Origin of the sequence: Clostridium tetani (genome assembly GCF_900167265.1) — a bacterium.
Lineage (GTDB): Bacteria > Bacillota > Clostridia > Clostridiales > Clostridiaceae > Clostridium_G > Clostridium_G tetani.
On sequence record NZ_FUWT01000018.1, the window covers coordinates 32,276 to 52,735 of the forward strand.

The window sequence follows — 20,460 nt, forward strand, 5'->3', positions numbered from 1 at the left end:
TTAAAAAGGAATTTTGAAAAATGTATTTAAAAAATATGATATATGTATTATAATCATATATTAGTATAGCATATAAATACACATGTACTAGAATAATGTACATAGGGAGTGATTTTATGAAAGACAAGTATTTAATGATAAATACTAGTGTATTACCAGATGTATTTGAAAAAGTTATAGAAGCTAAAGAACTTATGAAGGCTGGTAAAATAAAAGAAATTACTGAAGCAGTAAAAGTAGTAGGAATTAGTAGGAGTACATACTATAAATATAAAGATTATGTTTTCAATGTATCGGAGCTTTCAAGCAACCAAAAGGTAATTATTTCAGTAACCTTAAATCATAGACCAGGTACTTTATCTAAAATCTTAGATAAAATAGCATTATATAAAGGAAATATATTAACTATAAATCAAGAAATACCAATACATAATACAGCTAATGTAAATATAACTTTTGATATTTCGCAACTAAATATAGAATTTAATAGATTATTAGAAGAAATATCTGCAATGGATAATGTTATAAAACTTGATTTAATAGCTATGGATTAGAGTTTACAATAAGGAGGTTATGTAGTATGTTAAATGGGGTAATAGATAGATTTGAAGAAGAATATGCAGTAGTTGAATTAGAGGATGGATCTATGCTAAATTTACCTAAATTAGAAGTGCCTAAAGAGGCTAAAGAAGGAGATGCACTTTTAATAAAATTAGATATATCCATAGATTATAATAAAACTGAAAAACTAAAGAAGGAAATAGAAGAACTTACTAAGGATTTATGGGAAGATTAATAGAAAAAAGAGCATAGTATTATTAGATACCGTGCTCTTTAATATTACTCTTCTTTTTTATGTATATTAATAAATAATTTAAGAAAGTAATTATAGCCATAATAACAGATAAATTAAGCAAATATCTACCTAATTTTTTACTAAAGATAAGTAAGAATATTGATATATAGAACATAAGAGTAGATACTTTTCCAAATTTATTAGATGGAATTACAAAGTTTTTATTATATAGAATTCCACCGACTATAATCATAAGCAATTCTTTTAAAGAGATAATTATTAATACCCACATAGGAATTATATTAGCTTTACTTAAGCAGAATAAAACAGTTAACAGCATAAGTTTATCTGCTAAAGGGTCTAGTACAATCCCCCATTTGGTAATTAGATTATATTTTCGAGCCATATATCCATCCAGTATATCTGTAATTCCTGCTAATAAAAATACACATATAGAATAAAATAGGTTATTTTCAGCATTTGAAAAAAATATAATTATAAATATGGGGATTAGAAACATTCTAAATAATGTTAACATATTAGGTATGTTCATAAGTATCTCTCCTACAAAAATATATATAATTTATAATAAGTTTTTAAATTAAACAAATTTATAATTAATAATAGCATAAGTTATATACAAAGTAAAAGGCTGGAGATAAATGCAATCAATAAATAATTTATACATATGGTTTTAAAAAAAGTATTAACCGATATATAACCATTTAATAAGATATTATTGGAGGAGATTAAGTGAAAAATAAATATGATGTAATTATAATTGGGGCAGGGCCAGCAGGTATTTTTACAGCTTTTGAAATTAGTAAATTAAGACCAGAAATTAGTGTTTTAATATTAGATAAAGGGAGAAGTATAGAAAAGAGAAATTGTCCTGCAAGGACTACTGGAAAATGTGTAAATTGCAACCCATGTGGAATAACCTTTGGGTGGTCTGGAGCAGGAGCATTTTCAGATGGAAAGCTATCCTTAAGTCCAGAAGTAGGAGGTAGAATATTAGAATACTACCCAGAAGAAATATGTAGAGAATTCATTGATTATTGTGATAATATTTATTTAAAATTTCGAGCCAATGAAACAGTTTATGGATTAAATAATGAAAAAGTTGATAAAATAAAATATGAAGCTAGTAGGCATAATATAAGACTTATAGAATGTCCAGTAAGACATTTAGGTACAGAATCAGCTTATAGAGTTTTAAAAGACATGTATCATTATTTAATAGATAAAACTAATACAGAATTTAGTGAATTAACGGAAGTAAAAAATATATTAGTTGAAAAAGGAAAAGTAAAAGGTGTTAAGATTAACAGTCAAAATGAAGGGAAAAAAATTATAAAGTCAGATTATGTAATAGCAGCTCCTGGTAGAGGAGGAGCTGAATGGCTTTCAGAAGAGGCTAAAAGCTTAGAATTAAAAACAACAAATAATGCTGTTGATATAGGAGTAAGGGTAGAAGTACCAAATTCAATAATGGATCATTTAACAAAAGACTTATATGAAGCAAAGTTAGTTTATTATTCAGATACCTTTGAAAATAAAGTAAGGACTTTTTGTATGAATCCAGGAGGAGTTGTGTCAGAAGAGCATTACGATGGAGATATAGCAGTTGTAAATGGACATAGCTATTCAGATAAAAGTTTAAGAACAGATAATACTAACTTTGCAGTGCTAGTATCTACTACCTTTACAGAACCATTTAATCAACCTATAGATTACGGAAAATATATAGCTAAACTAGGAAATATGTTAACTGGTGGAGGAATTATGGTACAAAGATTAGGAGATCTTTTAAATGGTAGGAGAACAGATTATTCCAGGTTAGAAAAGTCTACTACCATACCTACATTAAAGTCAGCAGTACCAGGAGATTTAAGTTTTGTATTACCAGATAGACACCTGGTTTCCATTGTGGAAGCTTTAGAAGCATTTGATAAAATAGCACCAGGTTTATATAGTAAAAACACATTATTATATGGAGTAGAAGTTAAATTTTATTCTAGTAAATTCCATACAAATGATAAATTTGAAACTAGTATAAAAAATCTTTACACAATAGGTGATGGAGCAGGAATAACTAGAGGATTAATGCAAGCATCGGTAACAGGAGTAGTTGTTGCTAGAGATATAGATACAAAATTATGAAGAATATTTTAAATTTAAGATGCACATATTAAATATAAATATATACTTGAAATATGAATTGGTATTAATTATAATTAAATTAATAAATTACACTAAATTAATAAACATTAGAAAAACTAATGAGAAGGGTAGGATTATATATGATTACTAAAGATATGACTATTGGCGAAATAATAAAATCTAAACCAGAAGCAGCAGAAATACTTGCAAACTTTGGTATGGGATGTGTGTTTTGTCCATCAGCTCAATCAGAAACAGTAGAACAAGCAGCTATGGTTCATGGATTAGATTTAGATAAACTTATAGAAGCTTTAAATAAATAATTTCAAAACCTGTAGGAGTCAAATCTTACAGGTTTTTTATTATTGAAAAAACTTTCAAATTAAATCATAATAATATTTAAAGTGTTTAATTATTTACATAAGGGGATGTTAATTTGAGTAAGATGGAAAAAGATTATGAAATACATTATTATGAAGTAGATTATAAAAAGAGAGCGTTAATAACTAGTATAATAAATTATCTTGGAGATATTGCAACAAAGCAATCAGAAGATATGAATGTGGGACTTAAATATATGGAAGAAAATAAAATAGCCTGGGTAATATATAAATGGGATATAAATATAAAGGAATTCCCAGTATACGGTGATATTGTAAAAATAAAAACTAGTCCAAAATGTTTTAAAAAGTTTTATGCATATAGAGATTTTGAAGTAATAAACAGCAAAGGAGAAAAAATAATTGAGGCTTTATCTCAATGGTTATTAATAGATACAGATAAAAGAAGATTAAAGAAAATACCTCTAGAACTTTTTAAATTTTATGGTGTAGAAGATGTAGAATGTGAAGATATAGAAATATCTAAAATAAATGAGCTTAAAAAAGTAGATAATGAGAAAATATTTAATGTAAGATATAGTGATATAGATACAAATGGTCATGTAAATAATTCAAAGTATATATCTTGGATAATAGAAACAGTACCTTTAGAAATAGTATTAAATTATAGTTTGAAGAATTTAAATATGACTTATAAAAAAGAAACAGTTTATGGAGATATGGTTAGAGTTTTATGTGAAATAGAAAATAAAGATGATATGGCAATATGTAGACACAGTATAGCGGATAAAAATAATAATGAGTTAAATATAGCAGAAACTACTTGGCAAAAAAATAAAGAAGCTGAAAATTAATCAGCTTCTTTATTTTATATATTTTTGCCAACAGCATATCCGCTACTCCAAGCCCATTGTAAATTAAAACCTCCACAATCACCATGTACATCTAATATTTCACCTGTAAAATATAGATTAGGAACCAATTTAGATTCTAATGTATTATCATTAACTTGCAGTGTATCAACGCCTCCGCAGGTTACTTGAGAATTAGGAAAACCATTAGTATCGTAAACCACAAACTCCCAATTTTTAAGTACATTTAATAGATCATTTTTTTCATTCCATTGTAATTCAAAAGCAGGTTTATGTATATCTTCTATTCCGCACTCCTTTAAAATTATAGGAATTAGTTTTTTGTTTAATATTCCTACCAAAGAATCATGTATACTTCTATAACTAAACATTCCAATGTGGTTTTCCAAGAAATCCTGAAGAGCCTTTTTTACTATATTAGGAAACATATCAACAACTATTGATACATCTTCTTTATTACATAAACACCTAGAAGCTAAACTACTTATCTGTAATATAGGAGGACCAGATATACCATAGTTAGTAAATAATATCTCTCCAAATTCTTCTCTCAATAGTGACTTATTTGAGTATAATTTACAGTTCCCATTGAATTTAATTCCTGATAAAGCTTTAAGACGTGGATGCTTCAATTTTAATTGAACTAATCCAGGAGTTGGATGTATTATACTGTGACCTAAAGATTTAGCCAAGGAAAACCCTGAGCCATCTGAGCCAGTATTAGCAGCAGATTTACCTCCACAACTTAGAACTAATTTATTACACTTTAAAATATTATTATTAATATCTTTTAATATAAATTTATCTTTTTTACGGTATACACTATTTATTTTTTGATCTAAATATATAGGGATATTTCTCTCAGATAAAGCTAATCTAAGTACATCTAATACAGAAGAGGATTGTAAAGACATAGGGTATAACTTGCCATTCTCTAACTCTATAAGAGGAAGACCTAAGGAGTATAAAAACTCTATAAAGTTATCATAAGAAAATTCATTTAAAACTTTTGAGTAAAAATTTTTATTTGAACTAAAATATCGTGAATCCTCTATTTTGTTATTAGTTATATTACATCTACCATTTCCTGTAGATAAAATCTTTTTGCCTATTCTATTATTTCCTTCTATTATGGCAACATCTAAGCCTCTGTCTTTAGCAATTATAGAAGTCATAATACCAGAGGCACCTCCACCAAGGATTAATATATCGTGATACAATATGAATCTCTCCCTTTTTATTTTATATAAAAATAAACTATAACTATTATACATTAAAAAGTATACAATATATAATATAAAATAAATTAGCCAATAATATAACTAAATAAATTTATATTTGGAGGTATTTATTATGAATGCACAAAAATTATTAGAATATAAAAATTGGTTAGTAGCAGGAGATGTTGAAAATGAGTCGAAATATGCATATAGGATAGAACAAACGTTAAAAAATGAGAATTTCAATGTATACACTTTAAATCCGTCTAGTAAGAGTGAAAATATTTATAAGTCTATATCTGAAATTAAAGAAGAAATAGATGTTATAGATTTATGTATTAATCCAAAGACGGGTATAGAGATAGTTAAAGAGGCATATAAAAATGGCATTAATAAAATTTTAATACAACCAGGAGCTGAAAGTGAGGATATATTAGAATTTTGTAAGGGGAATAATATTTTAGCAATAAGAGGCTGTGTTTTGACAGAAATTGCATATTACAAAAGAAAGAGGTAGATTAATGTGTTAACTATATATGCTGTATCAGACTCTATAGGTGAAACAGCGGAACAAGTATCTAAGGCAACAGCTAGACAGTTTAAAGAAAGAGTAGATGTAAAAAGAGTAACCTATATTAGAACTTTTGAAGCAGTAGATGATTTTATAAATAGTATAAAAGATCCTGAAAATAGTATGCTTATAAGTACTGTAGTATTAGTAGATATAAGGGAATTTTTAGTAGAGAGATGTATAGAAAGAGGTATAAGGATAGTAAATGTTTTAGGTCCTTGTATAAGTACAGCCTCCAGAGTTCTAAAGACCACTCCAACCTACGAGCCAGGGGCAGTGTGGAATATGGATGATAGATATTATAAAAAGATAGAAGCAATGGAATTTGCTATGAGATATGATGATAGTAAAGATTATAATGGGATAAAACATGCTGATGTTATACTTATAGGTCTATCAAGAACGTCTAAAACACCATTATGTATGTATTTAGCTAATAAAGGTATCAAAGCATTAAATGTTCCTATTATGCCAGAGATTCCAATACCAGAAGAATTATTTGAAGTCGATAGAACAAAATTAGTGGGACTTACTATAGATCCTATAAGATTAATAGAAATAAGAAAGCATAGAATGAATAAATTTAATCAGCTTTCTTCTGAGATACAATATGCAAATGGAGAAAGAGTTTTAGAAGAATTAGAATACGCAGATAAAATAATGAGAAGATTAAGGTGTAAAATTATAGATGTAACAAATAGGGCTATTGAAGATACTGCTTTATTAATAATGGAAGCCATAGGGTATAATGGATTCAGAGAAAGCTAAAATATTTAAAACTGCAAAAGCATTGATTTTATTGGTTTTTTTGCAGTTTTAAATAAAAAATAAAAAAAAGTTTAAAAAAAGTGTTGACACTTTATCGAATATCTTGTATTATAGTTTATGTCAGGTCGGCAAGCCGATCGGAAACAAGAAATAAAAACATGGCCCCTTGGTCAAGTGGTTAAGACACCACCCTTTCACGGTGGTAACATGGGTTCGAATCCCGTAGGGGTCACCACAAAATATTATGGGCGCATAGCTCAGCTGGGAGAGCACCTGCCTTACAAGCAGGGGGTCACAGGTTCGAGCCCTGTTGTGCCCACCATAATATTGGCCCAGTGGCTCAGTTGGTTTAGAGTGCCGGCCTGTCACGCCGGAGGTCGAGGGTTCGAGTCCCTTCTGGGTCGCCAATTATATGCTGGCATGGCTCAATTGGCAGAGCAGCTGACTTGTAATCAGCAGGTTGTAGGTTCAAGTCCTATTGCCAGCTCCAATTAGTAAATCAAAACATACATAAAATGTATGTTTTTTTTATGTCTGAAATAATACTGAATAGAAAAATTCATAGGCTGATTTTATCAGCCTATGAATTTTTTGTAATATTAAGTTGTTCCTTTTCTTTCTAAGTTTATCTTAACTCTTATATCTTCACCAAAGAATTTACATAGTGTAAAGTTTCCTAAAAGTCTAGAAGAAATTCTTTCCGAATAAGTTTTTAATAATCCTTCTATAGAAAAATTGGTAGAAACTATCATTTTTTTTCTTTTTAATAATTTTCTATTTAGTAAATTAAAAAATTCTACTTTGGAGAATTCAGTTAATGGTTCTGTACCTAAATCATCTATTATGAGAAGATCACAGTTTATAAGTATATTTTCCAAGTTCTGATTTGGATTAAATCTAATTTCTCTAAGCTCATTTATTAACTCTACAGCAGTTTTATAAACAACCATATATCCATTATCTATGAGTTCTTTGGCTATACAATGAGCTAAAAAACTTTTTCCGGTACCTGAGTTTCCAAAAAACAATAAGTTTTCAGTAGAAGAATCAAAGTTCTGAATAAAGTTCCAAGCTATACTCATTATACTTTGTATATTTTCTTTTGGACTTTGAGGTTCTTTAGGACTTCTATAGTTGGAAAAATAATCAAAGTTAAAATGATCAAAGTTATTTTGTTCTAATATATGTCTTAGCTCAGAATTTTTATATAATACTTTAGTTAAAACTGATTTATAGCAAGAGCATCTACTAGTTTTATTAAAACCAGTGTCTTGACATTTAGGGCAATTATAATGCATATCTAAATAATCAGCAGTGTATCCATTTGCTACTAAGAGTTCAGATTTTTTTACTCTTAAGTCTGTAATTCTATTTTTTATATTGGACATATAATTGTCCAAATTATTTTGTTTGCTTTTTAATATATTTAATGACAATTCTAAAGAAAGTTTAGCTATTTCATTATCTATTTCCATTATACGAGGAACTCTTTTAGAAATTTCATTTTTTCTTTTAGATAAGGAATTAGCTTCCATATCACGCATTTCCTCATAGGTCTTCATAACTTGTTCTTGATAGCTTTTTATCATTTATTATCCCATCCTAATAGTTTTTTCTCTAATGCATCAAAGTCATAATCCCTTTGTTCGTAGCTATTGAAACTATCCATTTTAGCCTTAAAATTGTTAGCTTTTTTAATAGATTTCTTATTATCTTTTACTAATACGTCATTTATAGTTTTTATGCCATCTTTATTCCAACTATTTAGAATACCATCAATATATTTAAAGTCTGCTTTATTTATTCTATGAAAACATATATCACAAGCTTTAAAGATAACTTCTAGAGGAAAGTTATATATATTCAACCACTTAGTAAGCATCTCTTCTTGAGGTTTCATTACTTCTCCATCTTTTATACCGATATAATTTAATATTTTTCTTATATTAATCCACTTATCTTCATGATGTCTTATAAAATTTTGTGCTTCTTCTATAGTTCTTATATTGGAATCATGCCAAGAAATAGCGATAGCTTCTATATATCTATAATCTGTTTTTCCTTTAGATATACAATATTGAATAAGAAGTAAAATTATTTCAGGTTCAAATTTAAAATCCTTTATCCAACTTATGTACATAGTAACTTCTTTAGTGGATAGAGGACGACTAATGAGTTTTTCTATATCTAATAACATATCTTTTGTAGAATTATTATCTAATTCTTTTAATAAATCAATATTTTGGTCATCAGAGTTTACTGAATTTGACAAATCAATAAACTCTATAGAAAAGTTCCCCATGTTATCTACAGGAATCATTTTTATTATACCTTCATCATTCCAATAGCTCCATGCATTTAGAACATCGGTTTCTAATAGATGAAGGGCACTAGCCATAATAGATGAACTTACTCCAAGCTCTCCTGAAACACAATATTTTAATCCTAAAAGGTATACTTTTACAAATTCTCCACGGGCTTTAGGCATATATTTATCTATAAAAATGTTGCTAACGGGAGTATAATTAGAAGCTTTATTTTTAAATAAAAAAGTACCCAAAAGTTAGACCTCCCTTATATATTATAATTTTTATTACGTTACATATACATTATAGCATAAAGAAAATATAAGAATATATAAGTATATTGTTGACAAATTTTTTTTTAGAATATATACTTTGATTATCAAAAATTATCTGGGAGGAATAATATGAAAATATCTCCTTTACAAATAGGAAATTTAAAATGTAGAATCCCAATTATTCAAGGAGGAATGGGAATAGGAGTATCTTTGTCGGGGTTGGCTTCTGCTGTGGCAAGAGAAGGTGGAGTAGGAGTTATGTCTGGTGTTCAAATAGGATTTAAAGAAAGTGACTTTGAATTTAACACAAAAGAAGCTAATTTAAGAGCATTAAAAAAAGAAATAAGAAGAGCTAAAGAAATGAGTAATGGTGGTATTTTAGGTGTAAATTTAATGGTAGCTATGAATAACTATGAGGAAATGGTAAGAACATCAATAGAAGAAGGAGTTGACTTAATTATATCTGGAGCAGGACTACCAACGAACTTACCCCAATTTGTAAAGAATAAAGCAACTAAAGTTGTACCTATAGTATCTTCAGGAAAAGCAGCTAACGTTATATTTAAGTTATGGGAAAGAAGATATTCTTATGTACCAGATTTAGTAGTTGTGGAAGGACCAGAAGCTGGAGGACACTTAGGATTTGAGGTAAGTGAATTAAATAAGAAAATATTCTTAGAAGATTTATATAAAGATGTTAAAAAGATCTTAATAGAATTTGAGAAAAAGTATAATAAAAAAATATCTTTAGCTGTGGCAGGTGGAATATATGATGGTAAGGATATTACTAAATATTTAAAACTAGGAGCAGATGCGGTACAAATGGGAACAAGATTTATAGCTACTGATGAATGTGATGCAGACTTAAACTATAAGCAAGCCTTTTTAAATAGCAAAAAAGAAGATATTGATATTATTAAAAGTCCTGTAGGACTTCCAGGAAGAGTAATTAAGAATAAGTTTTCTAATAATGTGTCTAAGGTTAAAGAAGAAGTACATAAATGTTTTAATTGTTTAAAAAGATGCAATCCCAAAACTACTCAATACTGTATATCAAAAGCATTAATAAATTCAGTAAATGGAAACATTGAGGAAGGAATAATATTTTCAGGTAGCAATGGATATAAAATAGATAAAATAAAACCAGTAAAAGAGTTAATTAAAGAGCTAATAATGGAGGTGAATAAGTGTGAGTAAATCTATGAATGTTTTAAACGAATTATTAGTGGATACTTTTAATGATATACTTACAATCGAACAAAATGCCCTTCAGTCTGGAGAGTTTAGAGACTTATCTGTTACAGAAATGCATACAATAGAAGCTATTGGAATGTACACACAAAAAACTATGTCAGAGGTAGCAAATAAATTAAATATAACTGTTGGTACATTGACTACAGCTATAAATAATCTTGTAAAAAAAGGATATGTAGAGAGAAGTAAATCAGAAAAAGATAGAAGAATTGTCTATATACAACTTACTAAAAGAGGAAAACTTGCATATAGAATTCATGATAAATTTCATTTAGATATGATAAAAGAAACAATATCTGGTTTAACAGATGAAGAAGAAGAAATACTTATAGCTTCTTTAGAAAAATTAAATAACTTTTTTAAAGAGAAGTATCATCTTGAAAAAGATTAAAAGGAGTATTAGCTATGAAAAATAAAGAGGTAAGAATATTATCCACTGGAAAATATCTACCACCAATATCAATATCAAACCATGATTTATCTAAAATAATAGATACAAACGATAACTGGATAAAAACTAGAACAGGTATAGAAAAAAGAAGGATTACAAAAGGAGAAAATACATCTGATTTAGGAACTAAAGCAGCTTTAGATGCCCTAAGAAAGGGGGGAATATCTCCTGAGGAATTAGACTTAATTATAGTAGCTACCATAACTCCAGATTATTTTACACCTTCTACTGCTTGTATTATACAAAGGAATATTAAAGCTTATAATGCTTTTGCATTTGATATATCAGCAGCTTGTTCAGGTTTTACCTATGGAATTAGCATAGCATCTCAATTTATAAGAAATGGAGTAGCTAAAAAGGTTTTAGTTATAGGAGTTGAAACATTATCTAAATTAGTAGATTGGAAGGATAGAAATACTTGCATATTATTTGGAGATGGGTCGGGAGCGGCTATACTCACAGAAAGTAATGAAAAGGGAATAATGAATGTGTATCTAGGTTCTGATGGAAGAGGGGCTGATCTTTTAAAATGCAAGTCATCTAGTTTAACTGTTAATAGTGATGAATTAAAAGAATTGTTAAATTCGAAAGAAGAAGATTTAGAAAATAAATTTATAGAAATGGATGGTAAGGAAATTTTTAAATTTGCAGTAAAAGTAATGATAAAAGGTATAGAGAAAGTTTTAAAGGATAGTAATTTAGAATTAAAAGATATAAATTATATAATTCCTCATCAAGCTAATTTGAGAATAATTGAACATGTAGCCAAGAAATTAGGCATAGATGAAAATAAATTTTATATAAATATTAATCACTATGGAAACACATCAGCTGCAAGTATTCCTATTGCATTAGCAGAAGTAGATGAAAAAGGATTATTAAAAAAGGGAGATAATGTTATCTTAGTAGGCTTTGGAGCAGGATTAACTTGGGCAGCTTCATTAATTAAGTGGATATAAATTTTAGGAGGTAATAAAAATGATTATTGATAAGGTATTACAAATTATAGGAGAACAATTAGGAATGGATGTAGAGGAGTTAAGTACAGAGACATCTTTTGAAGAATTAGGAGTAGATTCTTTGGATTTATTTCAAATAGTTATAGAAATAGAAGAAGAATTTGATATTCAAATGGAAGATGCTGAAGCTATAAAAACAATTGGAGATGCAGTTAAATTTGTAGAAGAAAAAGTTGAAAAATAGGAGGAGTAGAATGAAAGAAAATGCTTTTTGTAACATGATAGGATTAGATTATCCTATCATCCAAGGAGCTATGGCATGGATTGCAAATAGTTCCTTAGCTTCAGCTGTGTCTAATGCAGGAGGGTTAGGTATCATTGCTTCTGGTAATCAACCAGTGGATATAGTTAAGGAAGAAATAAGAAAAACTAAAGAACTAACAAACAAACCTTTTGGTGTAAATATAATGCTTTTAAGTGATAATGCAGAGGAATTAGCTAAATTGATTTGTGAAGAGAATATAAAAGTGGTTACAACAGGGGCAGGAAATCCAGGTAAGTATATAGACATGTGGAAAAAAAGTGGAGTAAAGGTTATCCCAGTTGTAGCATCTGTTGCTTTAGCTAAAAGGATGGAAAGAGCTGGAGCAGATGCTTTAATAGTTGAAGGATGTGAAGCAGGAGGACACATAGGTGAACTTACTACAATGGCGTTACTTCCACAAGTTGTAGATGCTGTAAATATACCTGTAATTGCTGCAGGTGGCATTGGAGATAAAAGAGGTGTGTTAGCAACATTTGCACTAGGGGCTATAGCAGTACAAGTAGGAACTAGATTTTTGGTAGCTAAGGAATGTAATATACACAGAAATTATAAAGAAAAAGTATTAAAAGCTAAAGATATTGATACTGTTGTTACTGGCAGAAATACAGGTCATCCTGTAAGGGTTTTAAGAAATAGATTAACTAGAAAATATCAAATTTTAGAAAAGGAAAATGCACCTATGGAGGAATTTGAAAAGATAACAAAGGGAGCATTAATAAAGGCAGTAAAAGAAGGAGATATACAAACAGGTTCGTTAATGGCAGGACAAATAGCTGGGTTAATATCTAAAGAGCAAAGTTGTAAGGAAATAATTAAAGAGATGTTTGATTTTAAAGAAGTAATAAAAAGATTGGAGAATTTTTATGAGTAATAAAATTGCCTTTTTATTTCCTGGGCAAGGATCTCAATATGTAGGTATGGGTAAGGAATTATACGATAATTTTAAAGAATGTAGAGATATTTTTAATAGAGCAGAAGAACTCTTAGATTTTAATGTAACGGATCTATGTTTTAAAGGACCAGATGAAAAGTTAAATAAAACAGAGTTTACTCAACCTGCAATATTAACTGTAAGTATAGCTATATCGAAATTAATAAAAAAAAGAGGAATAAAAGCTGAAATAGCAGCAGGATTAAGTCTTGGAGAGTACTCAGCTCTTATATACAGTGGTATGTTAAGTTTTGAAGATGGAGTTAAATTAGTGAGAAAAAGGGGCAAGTTTATGGAAGAGGCTGTTCCAAAAGGTACAGGAGGAATGGCAGCTATAATAGGCTTAAAGGAAGAAGAAATATATAAAGTATGTCATGAAGTTTCTCATATAGGCATAGTAGAACCAGCAAATTTTAATTGTCCAGGACAAATTGTTATTTCTGGTGAAATAAATGCTCTAAGGATTGCTTGTGAAATGTGTCAAGAAAAAGGAGCTTTAAAAGTTGCAATGTTAAAAGTTAGTGGGCCTTTTCACAGTTCATTATTAAAGAAAGCGGCTGATAATTTGGAAAAAGAGTTAAATAATATACAGTTTCAAAAAGGTAATATCCCAGTTATAACTAACGTTACAGCAGATTTTATGGAATTAGATAAAATAAAAGATACTCTAAAAAGTCAAGTTATGCATAGTGTGAAGTGGGAACAATCTATGAGAGAAATGATAAAAGATGGAGTGAATACTTTTATTGAAATAGGGCCAGGAAAAACATTAACGACTTTCTTGAAAAAGATAGATAGAAAAATTAGTGCATATAACATAGAAGATATAAAATCACTTGATAAAACCTTAAATAAATTAGATATGGGGTGAAGAAAATATGATATCTTATAAGACTTTAGAAAATAAAACAGCAATTATTACAGGTGGAAGTAGAGGAATCGGTAAATCTATAGCTATAAAATTAGGTAAGTTAGGCGCATCTATAGTTTTAAATTATAGAAATAATACGGATGCTTTGAAAAATACCATAAGAGAATTAGAAGATTTAAATATAAATGTAATTGCAGTGCAAGGAGATATAAGTAATTACAAAGAATGTGAAAAGATAATAAAAGCAGCATTAGATAAATTTAATGGAATAGATATTTTAGTTAACAATGCTGGAATAACAGCAGATAATCTTATTCTAAGAATGAAAGAAGAAGAATTTGATAAAGTTATAGAAACAAATTTAAAAGGAACTTTCAATTGCGTAAAACATTGTATTCCAACAATGATAAAAAGAAGATATGGGAAAATAATAAACATATCATCTGTAGTAGGAGTAGCAGGAAATGTAGGTCAATGCAATTATGCCGCAGCTAAAGCAGGAGTGATTGGATTTACTAAATCTTTAGCTAAAGAATTAGCCTCAAGATCTATAAATGTAAATGCTATTGCACCAGGTTTTATAGAAACTGATATGACAAATGCATTGTCAGACAAGGTAAAAGAAAATGTTATATCTAATATTCCTCTTAAAAGAGTTGGGAAAGCCGAAGATGTAGCAGAATTAGTAGCTTTTTTAGCATCAGATAGTTCATCCTATATTACAGGGCAAGTTATAAATGTAGACGGGGGAATGGTTATTTAAATTAATTCAGGAAGGTTGGTATGTTAAAAATGAAAAGAGTAGTAATTACAGGCATGGGTGCAGTAACACCTTTAGGTAATGATGTAAATACTTTTTGGAATAATATAAAGCTTGGAACTTGCGGTATAGATTTTATAAAGAATTTTAATACAGAAGGATTTAAAGTAAAATTAGCGGCAGAAGTAAAAGATTTTGAGCCTTCAGATGTAATAGAAAAAAGAGAATTAAAAAGAATGGATAAATATTGTCAATTTGCCGTAGTAGCAGCAGAAGAAGCAATAAAAGATGCTAATTTAAATTTAGATAATATAGATAAAGATAAGTTTGGAGTAGTAGTTGGTTCAGGTATAGGTGGCATAGAGACTATAGAAAAACAATATAAAACTTTAATGGAAAAGGGACCTAATAGAGTTCATCCATTATTTATACCTATGATAATAAGTAATATGGCAGCAGGAAATATTGCTATAAGATATGGGGCAAAAGGAATATGCACAACAGTAGTAACAGCTTGTGCTACAGGAACAAACTCTATTGGAGAAGCTTATAGAATGATACAAAATGGAACTTCTGATGTAATGATTGCTGGAGGAACGGAAGCATCTATAACTCCTTTAGCTATGGCTGGATTTACATCCCTTACTGCATTAAGTAAAAGTGAAGATCCTACAAGAGCATCTATACCTTTTGACAAAGAGAGAAATGGATTTGTAATGGGAGAAGGATCAGGAATATTAATTTTAGAATCTTTAGAACATGCTCAAAAAAGAGGAGCTAAAATATATGCTGAAATGGTTGGATATGGAGCAACCTGTGATGCTTATCATATAACATCACCGGCACCAGGAGGAGAAGGAGCATCTAGAGCAATTAGGTTAGCAATAGATGAAGCAAAGATATCTCCTAGGGAAATATCCTATATAAATGCTCATGGTACAGGTACAGAATATAACGATAAATTTGAAACAGAAGCAATTAAAGATGTCTTTGGAGAATATGCTATAAATATACCAATAAGCTCTATAAAATCCATGACAGGACATTTATTAGGAGCAGCAGGAGCAGTGGAGGCTATTACTTCTGTAAAATCTATATGTGAAGGTTTTGTACCGCCAACTATAGGATACAAGATAAAAGATGAAGAATGTGATTTAGACTATGTGCCTAATAAAGGTAGATACCAAGAAATAAAATATGCTATGTCTAATTCTTTAGGATTTGGAGGGCATAATGCAATAATCCTATTTAAAAAGTGGAGTGATTAATTATGGATTTAAAGAATATTGGTGAATTAATAAAAATAATGAGTGGGTCAACAATAAAGCTTTTAGAAATAAAAGAGAAAGATATATATATAAAGTTAGAAAAAGAAGATACTAAAGTAATTTTGAATGACACAGAATTATGTAATAACAGTATAAGAAAAGAAAATGGAGTAGAGATAGAAAATAAAAATACGGATAAAGAAGAATGTTATGATGAGAACCTTACTAGTGTTACATCTCCTATTGTAGGGACTTTTTATAAATCACCATCACCAGATAAAGAGGCTTTTGTAAAGGTTGGTGATAAGGTAAAAAAAGGTGATGTTTTATGCATAATAGAAGCTATGAAGCTTATGAATGAAATAAAAAGTGATGTAGATGGTACTATAGAAAAAGTATTGGCAAAGGATGGTCAATTAGTAGAGTATGGAATGGATCTATTTAAAATATTTTCAAATTAATAATATAGTTATATTTTAAGAAAGGTGTTGCTATATGGAAAATTTATGTATAAAAGATATATTACAAATATTACCCCATAGATATCCTATGCTTTTAATTGATAAAGTAGAAACAGTAGAACCTGGGAAAAAAATTGTAGCATATAAAAATGTAACATTTAATGAAGGATTCTTTAGAGGACACTTTCCCCACGAACCAGTAATGCCAGGAGTATTAATTATAGAGGCATTAGCTCAAGCGGGAGCTATAGCAGTATTAAGTTTAGACGAATTTAAAGGTAAAATACCATACTTTGCTGGAATAAATAAAGCTAAATTTAGAAAGAAAGTTATCCCAGGGGATACTTTAAAATTAGAAGTGGAAATGATTAAGTTAAGAGGTTCAGCAGGTATAGGCAAAGGTATAGCTAAGGTGAATGAAAAAGTGGTAGCAGAAGCAGAAATCATGTTTATGATAGGGTGATGAGGAAATGTTTAAAAAAATATTAATAGCCAATAGAGGAGAAATAGCGGTACGAATTATAAGAGCATGTAGAGAAATGGGGATAGAAACTGTAGCTGTATATTCTGAAATGGATAGGGAAAGTCTTCATGTTGAGATGGCAGATGAAGCTATATGTATAGGACCAGCTTCTTCAAAAGATAGTTATTTAAATATAAAAAATATATTAAGTGCTACAGTTTTAACTGGTGCAGAAGCTATACATCCAGGCTTTGGGTTTCTATCTGAAAATAGTAAATTTGCTAATATGTGTAGAGAATGCAATATAGTATTTATAGGACCTGACTCAGAAATAATAGAGAAAATGGGTAATAAGTCTAATGCCAGAAGAATTATGGAGGAAGCAGGAGTAGCTGTTGTGTCAGGATCAAAAAAGCCAATAGAGAGAAGTGAAGAGGCTTTAGAATTAGCAGAAAAGATAGGATATCCAGTTATAATAAAAGCTTCAGCTGGTGGAGGAGGAAGGGGAATCCGAATAGTTAAAGAGAATGAAGAGCTTATAGAAGCTATAGATACAGCGAAAAAGGAAGCACTTTCGGCTTTTGGAGATGACAGTATGTATATGGAAAAATATATTGAATGTCCAAAGCATGTAGAAATACAAATATTAGGAGATAACTATGGAAATATAGTGTATTTAGGAGAACGGGATTGTTCTATACAAAGAAGAAATCAAAAAATTTTAGAAGAAGCTCCATGTACGGTAATAACACAGGAACTAAGAGAAAAAATGGGAGATGCTGCAGTAAGAGCAGCTAAGTATGTAGGATATAAGAATGCTGGAACCATTGAATTTCTATTGGATAAGAGTAATAATTTTTATTTCATGGAAATGAATACAAGGATTCAGGTGGAGCATCCTATAACAGAGTTTATTACTGGAGTAGATTTAATAAAAGAGCAAATAAAAATTGCAGCTGGAATGAAATTAAGTTTTTCTCAGAAAGATATAAAAATACAAGGACACTCTATTGAGTGTAGAATTAATGCAGAAGATACTTTAAATAATTTTATGCCTTGTCCTGGTAGGATAAGTGGATTATTTGTACCAGGAGGATTAGGAGTTAGAGTAGATAGTAATATATATGATGGATATACTATTCCACCTACTTATGATTCTATGATAGCAAAATTAATAGTTCATGGTAGAGATAGGCAAGAAGCTATAAATAAAATGAAAAGAGCTTTAGGAGAGTTTTTAATAGATGGTATAAAAACCAATATAGATTACCATATGGGTATATTGAATAATGAGAAATTTATATCTGGTGATTATGATACAGGATTTATAGGTAGAGGCCATAAATAGGATGTGATTATATGTTTAAAAGATTATTTAAGAAAACTAAATACATAACTGTTAGTTCTCATAATCTTAATGAAAAAGACACAACATTAGAAAAACCTCTTATACCCGATTGTATGTGGAGTAAATGTGAAAAGTGTGGTCAAATTATATATAGCAAAGATTTAAGGAAAAATCATAGTATTTGTGGTTTTTGTAAAAATCATTTTAGAATATCTGCCTATGATAGAGTAAAACAGATAATTGATGAAGGTACTTGGGCGGAAATGGATAAAAATTTATGTTCTGTTAATCCACTTAATTTTAAAGGATATAATGATAAAATTGAAAAGGCACAAGAGAAAACAGATCTAAATGAAGCTGTAATTACAGGAGTAGGTAGTATAAAAGGAGAAAAAACGGTAATATGTATTATGGACAGCAGATTCTTTATGGGGAGTATGGGATCAGTTGTTGGGGAGAAAATTACTAGATCCATAGAGAAGTCTATAGAAAATAGACTCCCATTGGTTATATTTACAGCGTCAGGTGGAGCACGTATGCAGGAAGGAATGTTTTCGTTAATGCAAATGGCTAAAATAAGTGCTGCATTATCTAAGCTATCCCAAGCAGGACTTTTATATATAACAGTTCTTACAGATCCTACTACAGGAGGGGTTACAGCAAGTTTTGCCATGTTAGGAGATATAATTTTATCAGAACCTGGTGCTTTAATAGGATTTGCAGGAAAAAGAGTAATAGAACAAACAATAAATAAAAAGCTTCCTAAGGGATTTCAAACAGCAGAATTTTTAATGAAACATGGTTTTATAGATAAAATTGTGAATAGAAAAAATTTAAAAGATACATTATCAATGATTTTAAAACTTCACAGAGAAAAGTGTGAGTTTAAATCTTATAAGGATATTACAGTAAACAAAGTAAACACATTAAAAAATAAGTTAGATGCATGGGGAAAGTTAAGTATGGCTAGAAATGAAAAAAGACCAACTTCCCTAGATTATATAGATAATATATTTGAAAACTTTATGGAATTTCATGGAGATAGATATTATGGAAATGACTCTTGTATAGTTGGAGGAATAGGGATTTTAGATGGTGTACCAGTAACTATAATTGCTCAACAAAAGGGAAGAGATTTAAATGAAAATATAGAAAGAAACTTTGGTATGCCTAATCCAGAAGGATACAGAAAAGCACTGCGTCTTATGAAACAGGCAGAAAAGTTTAATAGACCTATAGTTTGCTTTATAGATACCCCAGGAGCATACTGCGGCGTGGAAGCAGAACAAAGAGGTCAAGGGGAAGCTATAGCTAAAAATCTAATAAATATGATTTCTTTAGAAGTTCCTATAATTTCTATAGTTATAGGAGAAGGGGGAAGTGGTGGAGCACTAGCTCTTTCTGTAAGTGATAAGATATGGATGCTAGAAAATGCAGTATACTCTCTTTTATCACCAGAAGGTTTTGCTAGTATATTATGGAGAGATTCTACTAAAGCGAAAGAAGCTGCAAATATTATGAAAATAACATCTGAGGATTTAAAAAGTTATAGTTTAATAGATAAAATATTATACGAACCTGACAGAGATGCAAGTAAGAATGTAAAAGTTATGTCTAATATAATAAAAAATAACCTAATTAAAGAATTTAATAATTTAATGGATTTAGACAGAGATGAACTTTTGAACAAAAGATACAATAAATTTAGAGTTATAGGTGAATATAAAAATAAAACCTAAGCTAACTAAAATGTACCCTATAGAATAGACACTCTAAAAAAAGTCTATCCCGTAGGGTACTTTTGTGTATAATTAAATAAAGAATAATTGATATTAGGAGAACTGTAATGAGTAAAAAAATATTTACTGAAAATGAAATAGCGATACTATCTGAAAATAAATTTGTAAAAAAGGTTAGTTGTAAAGGAATTACATATACTGATGAATTTAAAAGATTATTTATTATGGAAAATAAAAATGGAAAATTTCCACGAAAAATATTCGAAGAATGTGGATTTAATATAGATATTTTAGGTTTAAAGCGTGTTCAATCATGTG

General features: G+C 29.3%; 24 protein-coding genes and 4 tRNA genes. 24 read left to right on the forward strand and 4 right to left on the reverse strand.

Going from position 1 to position 20,460, the window contains the following annotated elements:
- Positions 1–116 precede the first annotated feature (116 nt).
- Positions 117–554 carry an ACT domain-containing protein gene (locus tag B5D21_RS11965; protein ID WP_035110693.1) on the forward strand — a complete coding sequence of 146 codons (438 nt, stop codon included), beginning with the start codon at positions 117–119 and terminating at the stop codon, positions 552–554.
- 26 nt (positions 555–580) lie between these two features.
- A complete protein-coding gene (locus B5D21_RS11970; protein WP_035110692.1) occupies positions 581–796 on the forward strand; it encodes a DUF3006 domain-containing protein in 216 nt (71 codons plus the stop codon).
- Positions 797–818: 22 nt separating this feature from the next.
- On the opposite strand, the gene pgsA is transcribed toward B5D21_RS11970, so the two are convergent.
- Positions 819–1,349, reverse strand: a complete 531-nt coding sequence (gene pgsA, locus B5D21_RS11975; RefSeq protein WP_011098441.1) for a CDP-diacylglycerol--glycerol-3-phosphate 3-phosphatidyltransferase — start codon at positions 1,347–1,349, stop codon at positions 819–821.
- Positions 1,350–1,549: 200 nt separating this feature from the next.
- Between pgsA and B5D21_RS11980 the strand changes: the two genes are divergently transcribed.
- The 3 genes from B5D21_RS11980 (at position 1,550) to B5D21_RS11990 (ending at position 4,154) form a co-directional block, all read left to right on the forward strand.
- A complete protein-coding gene (locus tag B5D21_RS11980; protein WP_011098442.1) occupies positions 1,550–2,959 on the forward strand; it encodes an NAD(P)/FAD-dependent oxidoreductase in 1,410 nt (469 codons plus the stop codon).
- 140 nt (positions 2,960–3,099) lie between these two features.
- A complete protein-coding gene (locus tag B5D21_RS11985; RefSeq protein WP_023436930.1) occupies positions 3,100–3,282 on the forward strand; it encodes a DUF1858 domain-containing protein in 183 nt (60 codons plus the stop codon).
- A gap of 122 nt (positions 3,283–3,404) precedes the next feature.
- Positions 3,405–4,154, forward strand: coding sequence for an acyl-[acyl-carrier-protein] thioesterase (locus B5D21_RS11990; protein ID WP_035110720.1), 750 nt, complete (start codon positions 3,405–3,407; stop codon positions 4,152–4,154).
- A gap of 14 nt (positions 4,155–4,168) precedes the next feature.
- Here B5D21_RS11990 and B5D21_RS11995 read toward each other — a convergent pair whose 3' ends face one another.
- Positions 4,169–5,392 (reverse strand): BaiN/RdsA family NAD(P)/FAD-dependent oxidoreductase, encoded by a 1,224-nt coding sequence (locus B5D21_RS11995; RefSeq protein WP_035124337.1) that lies wholly within the window; start codon positions 5,390–5,392, stop codon positions 4,169–4,171.
- 133 nt (positions 5,393–5,525) lie between these two features.
- On the opposite strand from B5D21_RS11995, the gene B5D21_RS12000 reads away from it, so the two are divergent.
- From B5D21_RS12000 to B5D21_RS12025, 6 genes are all read left to right on the forward strand, one after another.
- Complete coding sequence (locus B5D21_RS12000) at positions 5,526–5,909, forward strand: CoA-binding protein (RefSeq protein WP_035110688.1); 384 nt, start codon at positions 5,526–5,528, stop codon at positions 5,907–5,909.
- A gap of 6 nt (positions 5,910–5,915) precedes the next feature.
- A complete protein-coding gene (locus B5D21_RS12005) occupies positions 5,916–6,731 on the forward strand; it encodes a pyruvate, water dikinase regulatory protein (protein WP_011098446.1) in 816 nt (271 codons plus the stop codon).
- 160 nt (positions 6,732–6,891) lie between these two features.
- Positions 6,892–6,966, forward strand: a tRNA-Glu gene (locus B5D21_RS12010).
- A gap of 11 nt (positions 6,967–6,977) precedes the next feature.
- Positions 6,978–7,053 (forward strand) — tRNA-Val (locus B5D21_RS12015).
- Between the two features lie 7 nt (positions 7,054–7,060).
- Positions 7,061–7,138: transfer RNA gene (locus tag B5D21_RS12020), tRNA-Asp, on the forward strand.
- A gap of 7 nt (positions 7,139–7,145) precedes the next feature.
- Positions 7,146–7,221: transfer RNA gene (locus B5D21_RS12025), tRNA-Thr, on the forward strand.
- Between the two features lie 109 nt (positions 7,222–7,330).
- On the opposite strand, the gene B5D21_RS12030 is transcribed toward B5D21_RS12025, so the two are convergent.
- Positions 7,331–8,320: an ATP-binding protein gene (locus tag B5D21_RS12030; RefSeq protein ID WP_011098447.1), complete on the reverse strand. Its 990-nt coding sequence runs from the start codon at positions 8,318–8,320 to the stop codon at positions 7,331–7,333.
- On the reverse strand, positions 8,317–9,291 hold the full coding sequence (locus B5D21_RS12035; RefSeq protein WP_011098448.1) for a DnaD domain protein: 975 nt from the start codon (positions 9,289–9,291) through the stop codon (positions 8,317–8,319). The genes B5D21_RS12030 and B5D21_RS12035 overlap by 4 nt, the downstream gene beginning before the upstream one ends.
- A 150-nt stretch (positions 9,292–9,441) precedes the next feature.
- Between B5D21_RS12035 and B5D21_RS12040 the strand changes: the two genes are divergently transcribed.
- From B5D21_RS12040 to B5D21_RS12100, 13 genes are all read left to right on the forward strand, one after another.
- Positions 9,442–10,509, forward strand: a complete 1,068-nt coding sequence (locus tag B5D21_RS12040) for an NAD(P)H-dependent flavin oxidoreductase (protein ID WP_011098449.1) — start codon at positions 9,442–9,444, stop codon at positions 10,507–10,509.
- Positions 10,502–10,957 carry a MarR family winged helix-turn-helix transcriptional regulator gene (locus B5D21_RS12045; RefSeq protein WP_011098450.1) on the forward strand — a complete coding sequence of 152 codons (456 nt, stop codon included), beginning with the start codon at positions 10,502–10,504 and terminating at the stop codon, positions 10,955–10,957. Before B5D21_RS12040 ends, B5D21_RS12045 begins: the two co-directional genes overlap by 8 nt.
- A 14-nt stretch (positions 10,958–10,971) precedes the next feature.
- The gene (locus B5D21_RS12050) at positions 10,972–11,976 is read left to right on the forward strand and encodes a beta-ketoacyl-ACP synthase III (protein ID WP_011098451.1); all 1,005 of its coding nucleotides are present in this window, start codon (positions 10,972–10,974) and stop codon (positions 11,974–11,976) included.
- Between the two features lie 19 nt (positions 11,977–11,995).
- On the forward strand, positions 11,996–12,220 hold the full coding sequence (locus B5D21_RS12055) for an acyl carrier protein (RefSeq protein ID WP_035110686.1): 225 nt from the start codon (positions 11,996–11,998) through the stop codon (positions 12,218–12,220).
- A gap of 10 nt (positions 12,221–12,230) precedes the next feature.
- Positions 12,231–13,172, forward strand: a complete 942-nt coding sequence (fabK, locus tag B5D21_RS12060; protein ID WP_035110684.1) for an enoyl-[acyl-carrier-protein] reductase FabK — start codon at positions 12,231–12,233, stop codon at positions 13,170–13,172.
- On the forward strand, positions 13,165–14,103 hold the full coding sequence (gene fabD, locus B5D21_RS12065; protein WP_011098453.1) for an ACP S-malonyltransferase: 939 nt from the start codon (positions 13,165–13,167) through the stop codon (positions 14,101–14,103). The genes fabK and fabD overlap by 8 nt, the downstream gene beginning before the upstream one ends.
- Before the next feature lie 7 nt (positions 14,104–14,110).
- The gene (gene fabG / locus B5D21_RS12070) at positions 14,111–14,866 is read left to right on the forward strand and encodes a 3-oxoacyl-[acyl-carrier-protein] reductase (protein WP_011098454.1); all 756 of its coding nucleotides are present in this window, start codon (positions 14,111–14,113) and stop codon (positions 14,864–14,866) included.
- Positions 14,867–14,886: 20 nt separating this feature from the next.
- Positions 14,887–16,131, forward strand: a complete 1,245-nt coding sequence (gene fabF, locus B5D21_RS12075; RefSeq protein WP_011098455.1) for a beta-ketoacyl-ACP synthase II — start codon at positions 14,887–14,889, stop codon at positions 16,129–16,131.
- 2 nt (positions 16,132–16,133) lie between these two features.
- Positions 16,134–16,592 carry an acetyl-CoA carboxylase biotin carboxyl carrier protein gene (gene accB / locus B5D21_RS12080; RefSeq protein ID WP_011098456.1) on the forward strand — a complete coding sequence of 153 codons (459 nt, stop codon included), beginning with the start codon at positions 16,134–16,136 and terminating at the stop codon, positions 16,590–16,592.
- Positions 16,593–16,626: 34 nt separating this feature from the next.
- The gene (fabZ, locus tag B5D21_RS12085) at positions 16,627–17,055 is read left to right on the forward strand and encodes a 3-hydroxyacyl-ACP dehydratase FabZ (RefSeq protein ID WP_011098457.1); all 429 of its coding nucleotides are present in this window, start codon (positions 16,627–16,629) and stop codon (positions 17,053–17,055) included.
- Positions 17,056–17,062: 7 nt separating this feature from the next.
- Positions 17,063–18,403, forward strand: coding sequence for an acetyl-CoA carboxylase biotin carboxylase subunit (locus B5D21_RS12090; protein WP_011098458.1), 1,341 nt, complete (start codon positions 17,063–17,065; stop codon positions 18,401–18,403).
- Positions 18,404–18,414: 11 nt separating this feature from the next.
- Positions 18,415–20,142 (forward strand): acetyl-CoA carboxylase carboxyltransferase subunit alpha, encoded by a 1,728-nt coding sequence (locus B5D21_RS12095; protein WP_011098459.1) that lies wholly within the window; start codon positions 18,415–18,417, stop codon positions 20,140–20,142.
- 107 nt (positions 20,143–20,249) lie between these two features.
- On the forward strand, positions 20,250–20,460 hold a 211-nt coding region (locus tag B5D21_RS12100), incomplete at its 3' end, for an HTH domain-containing protein (protein WP_078688116.1).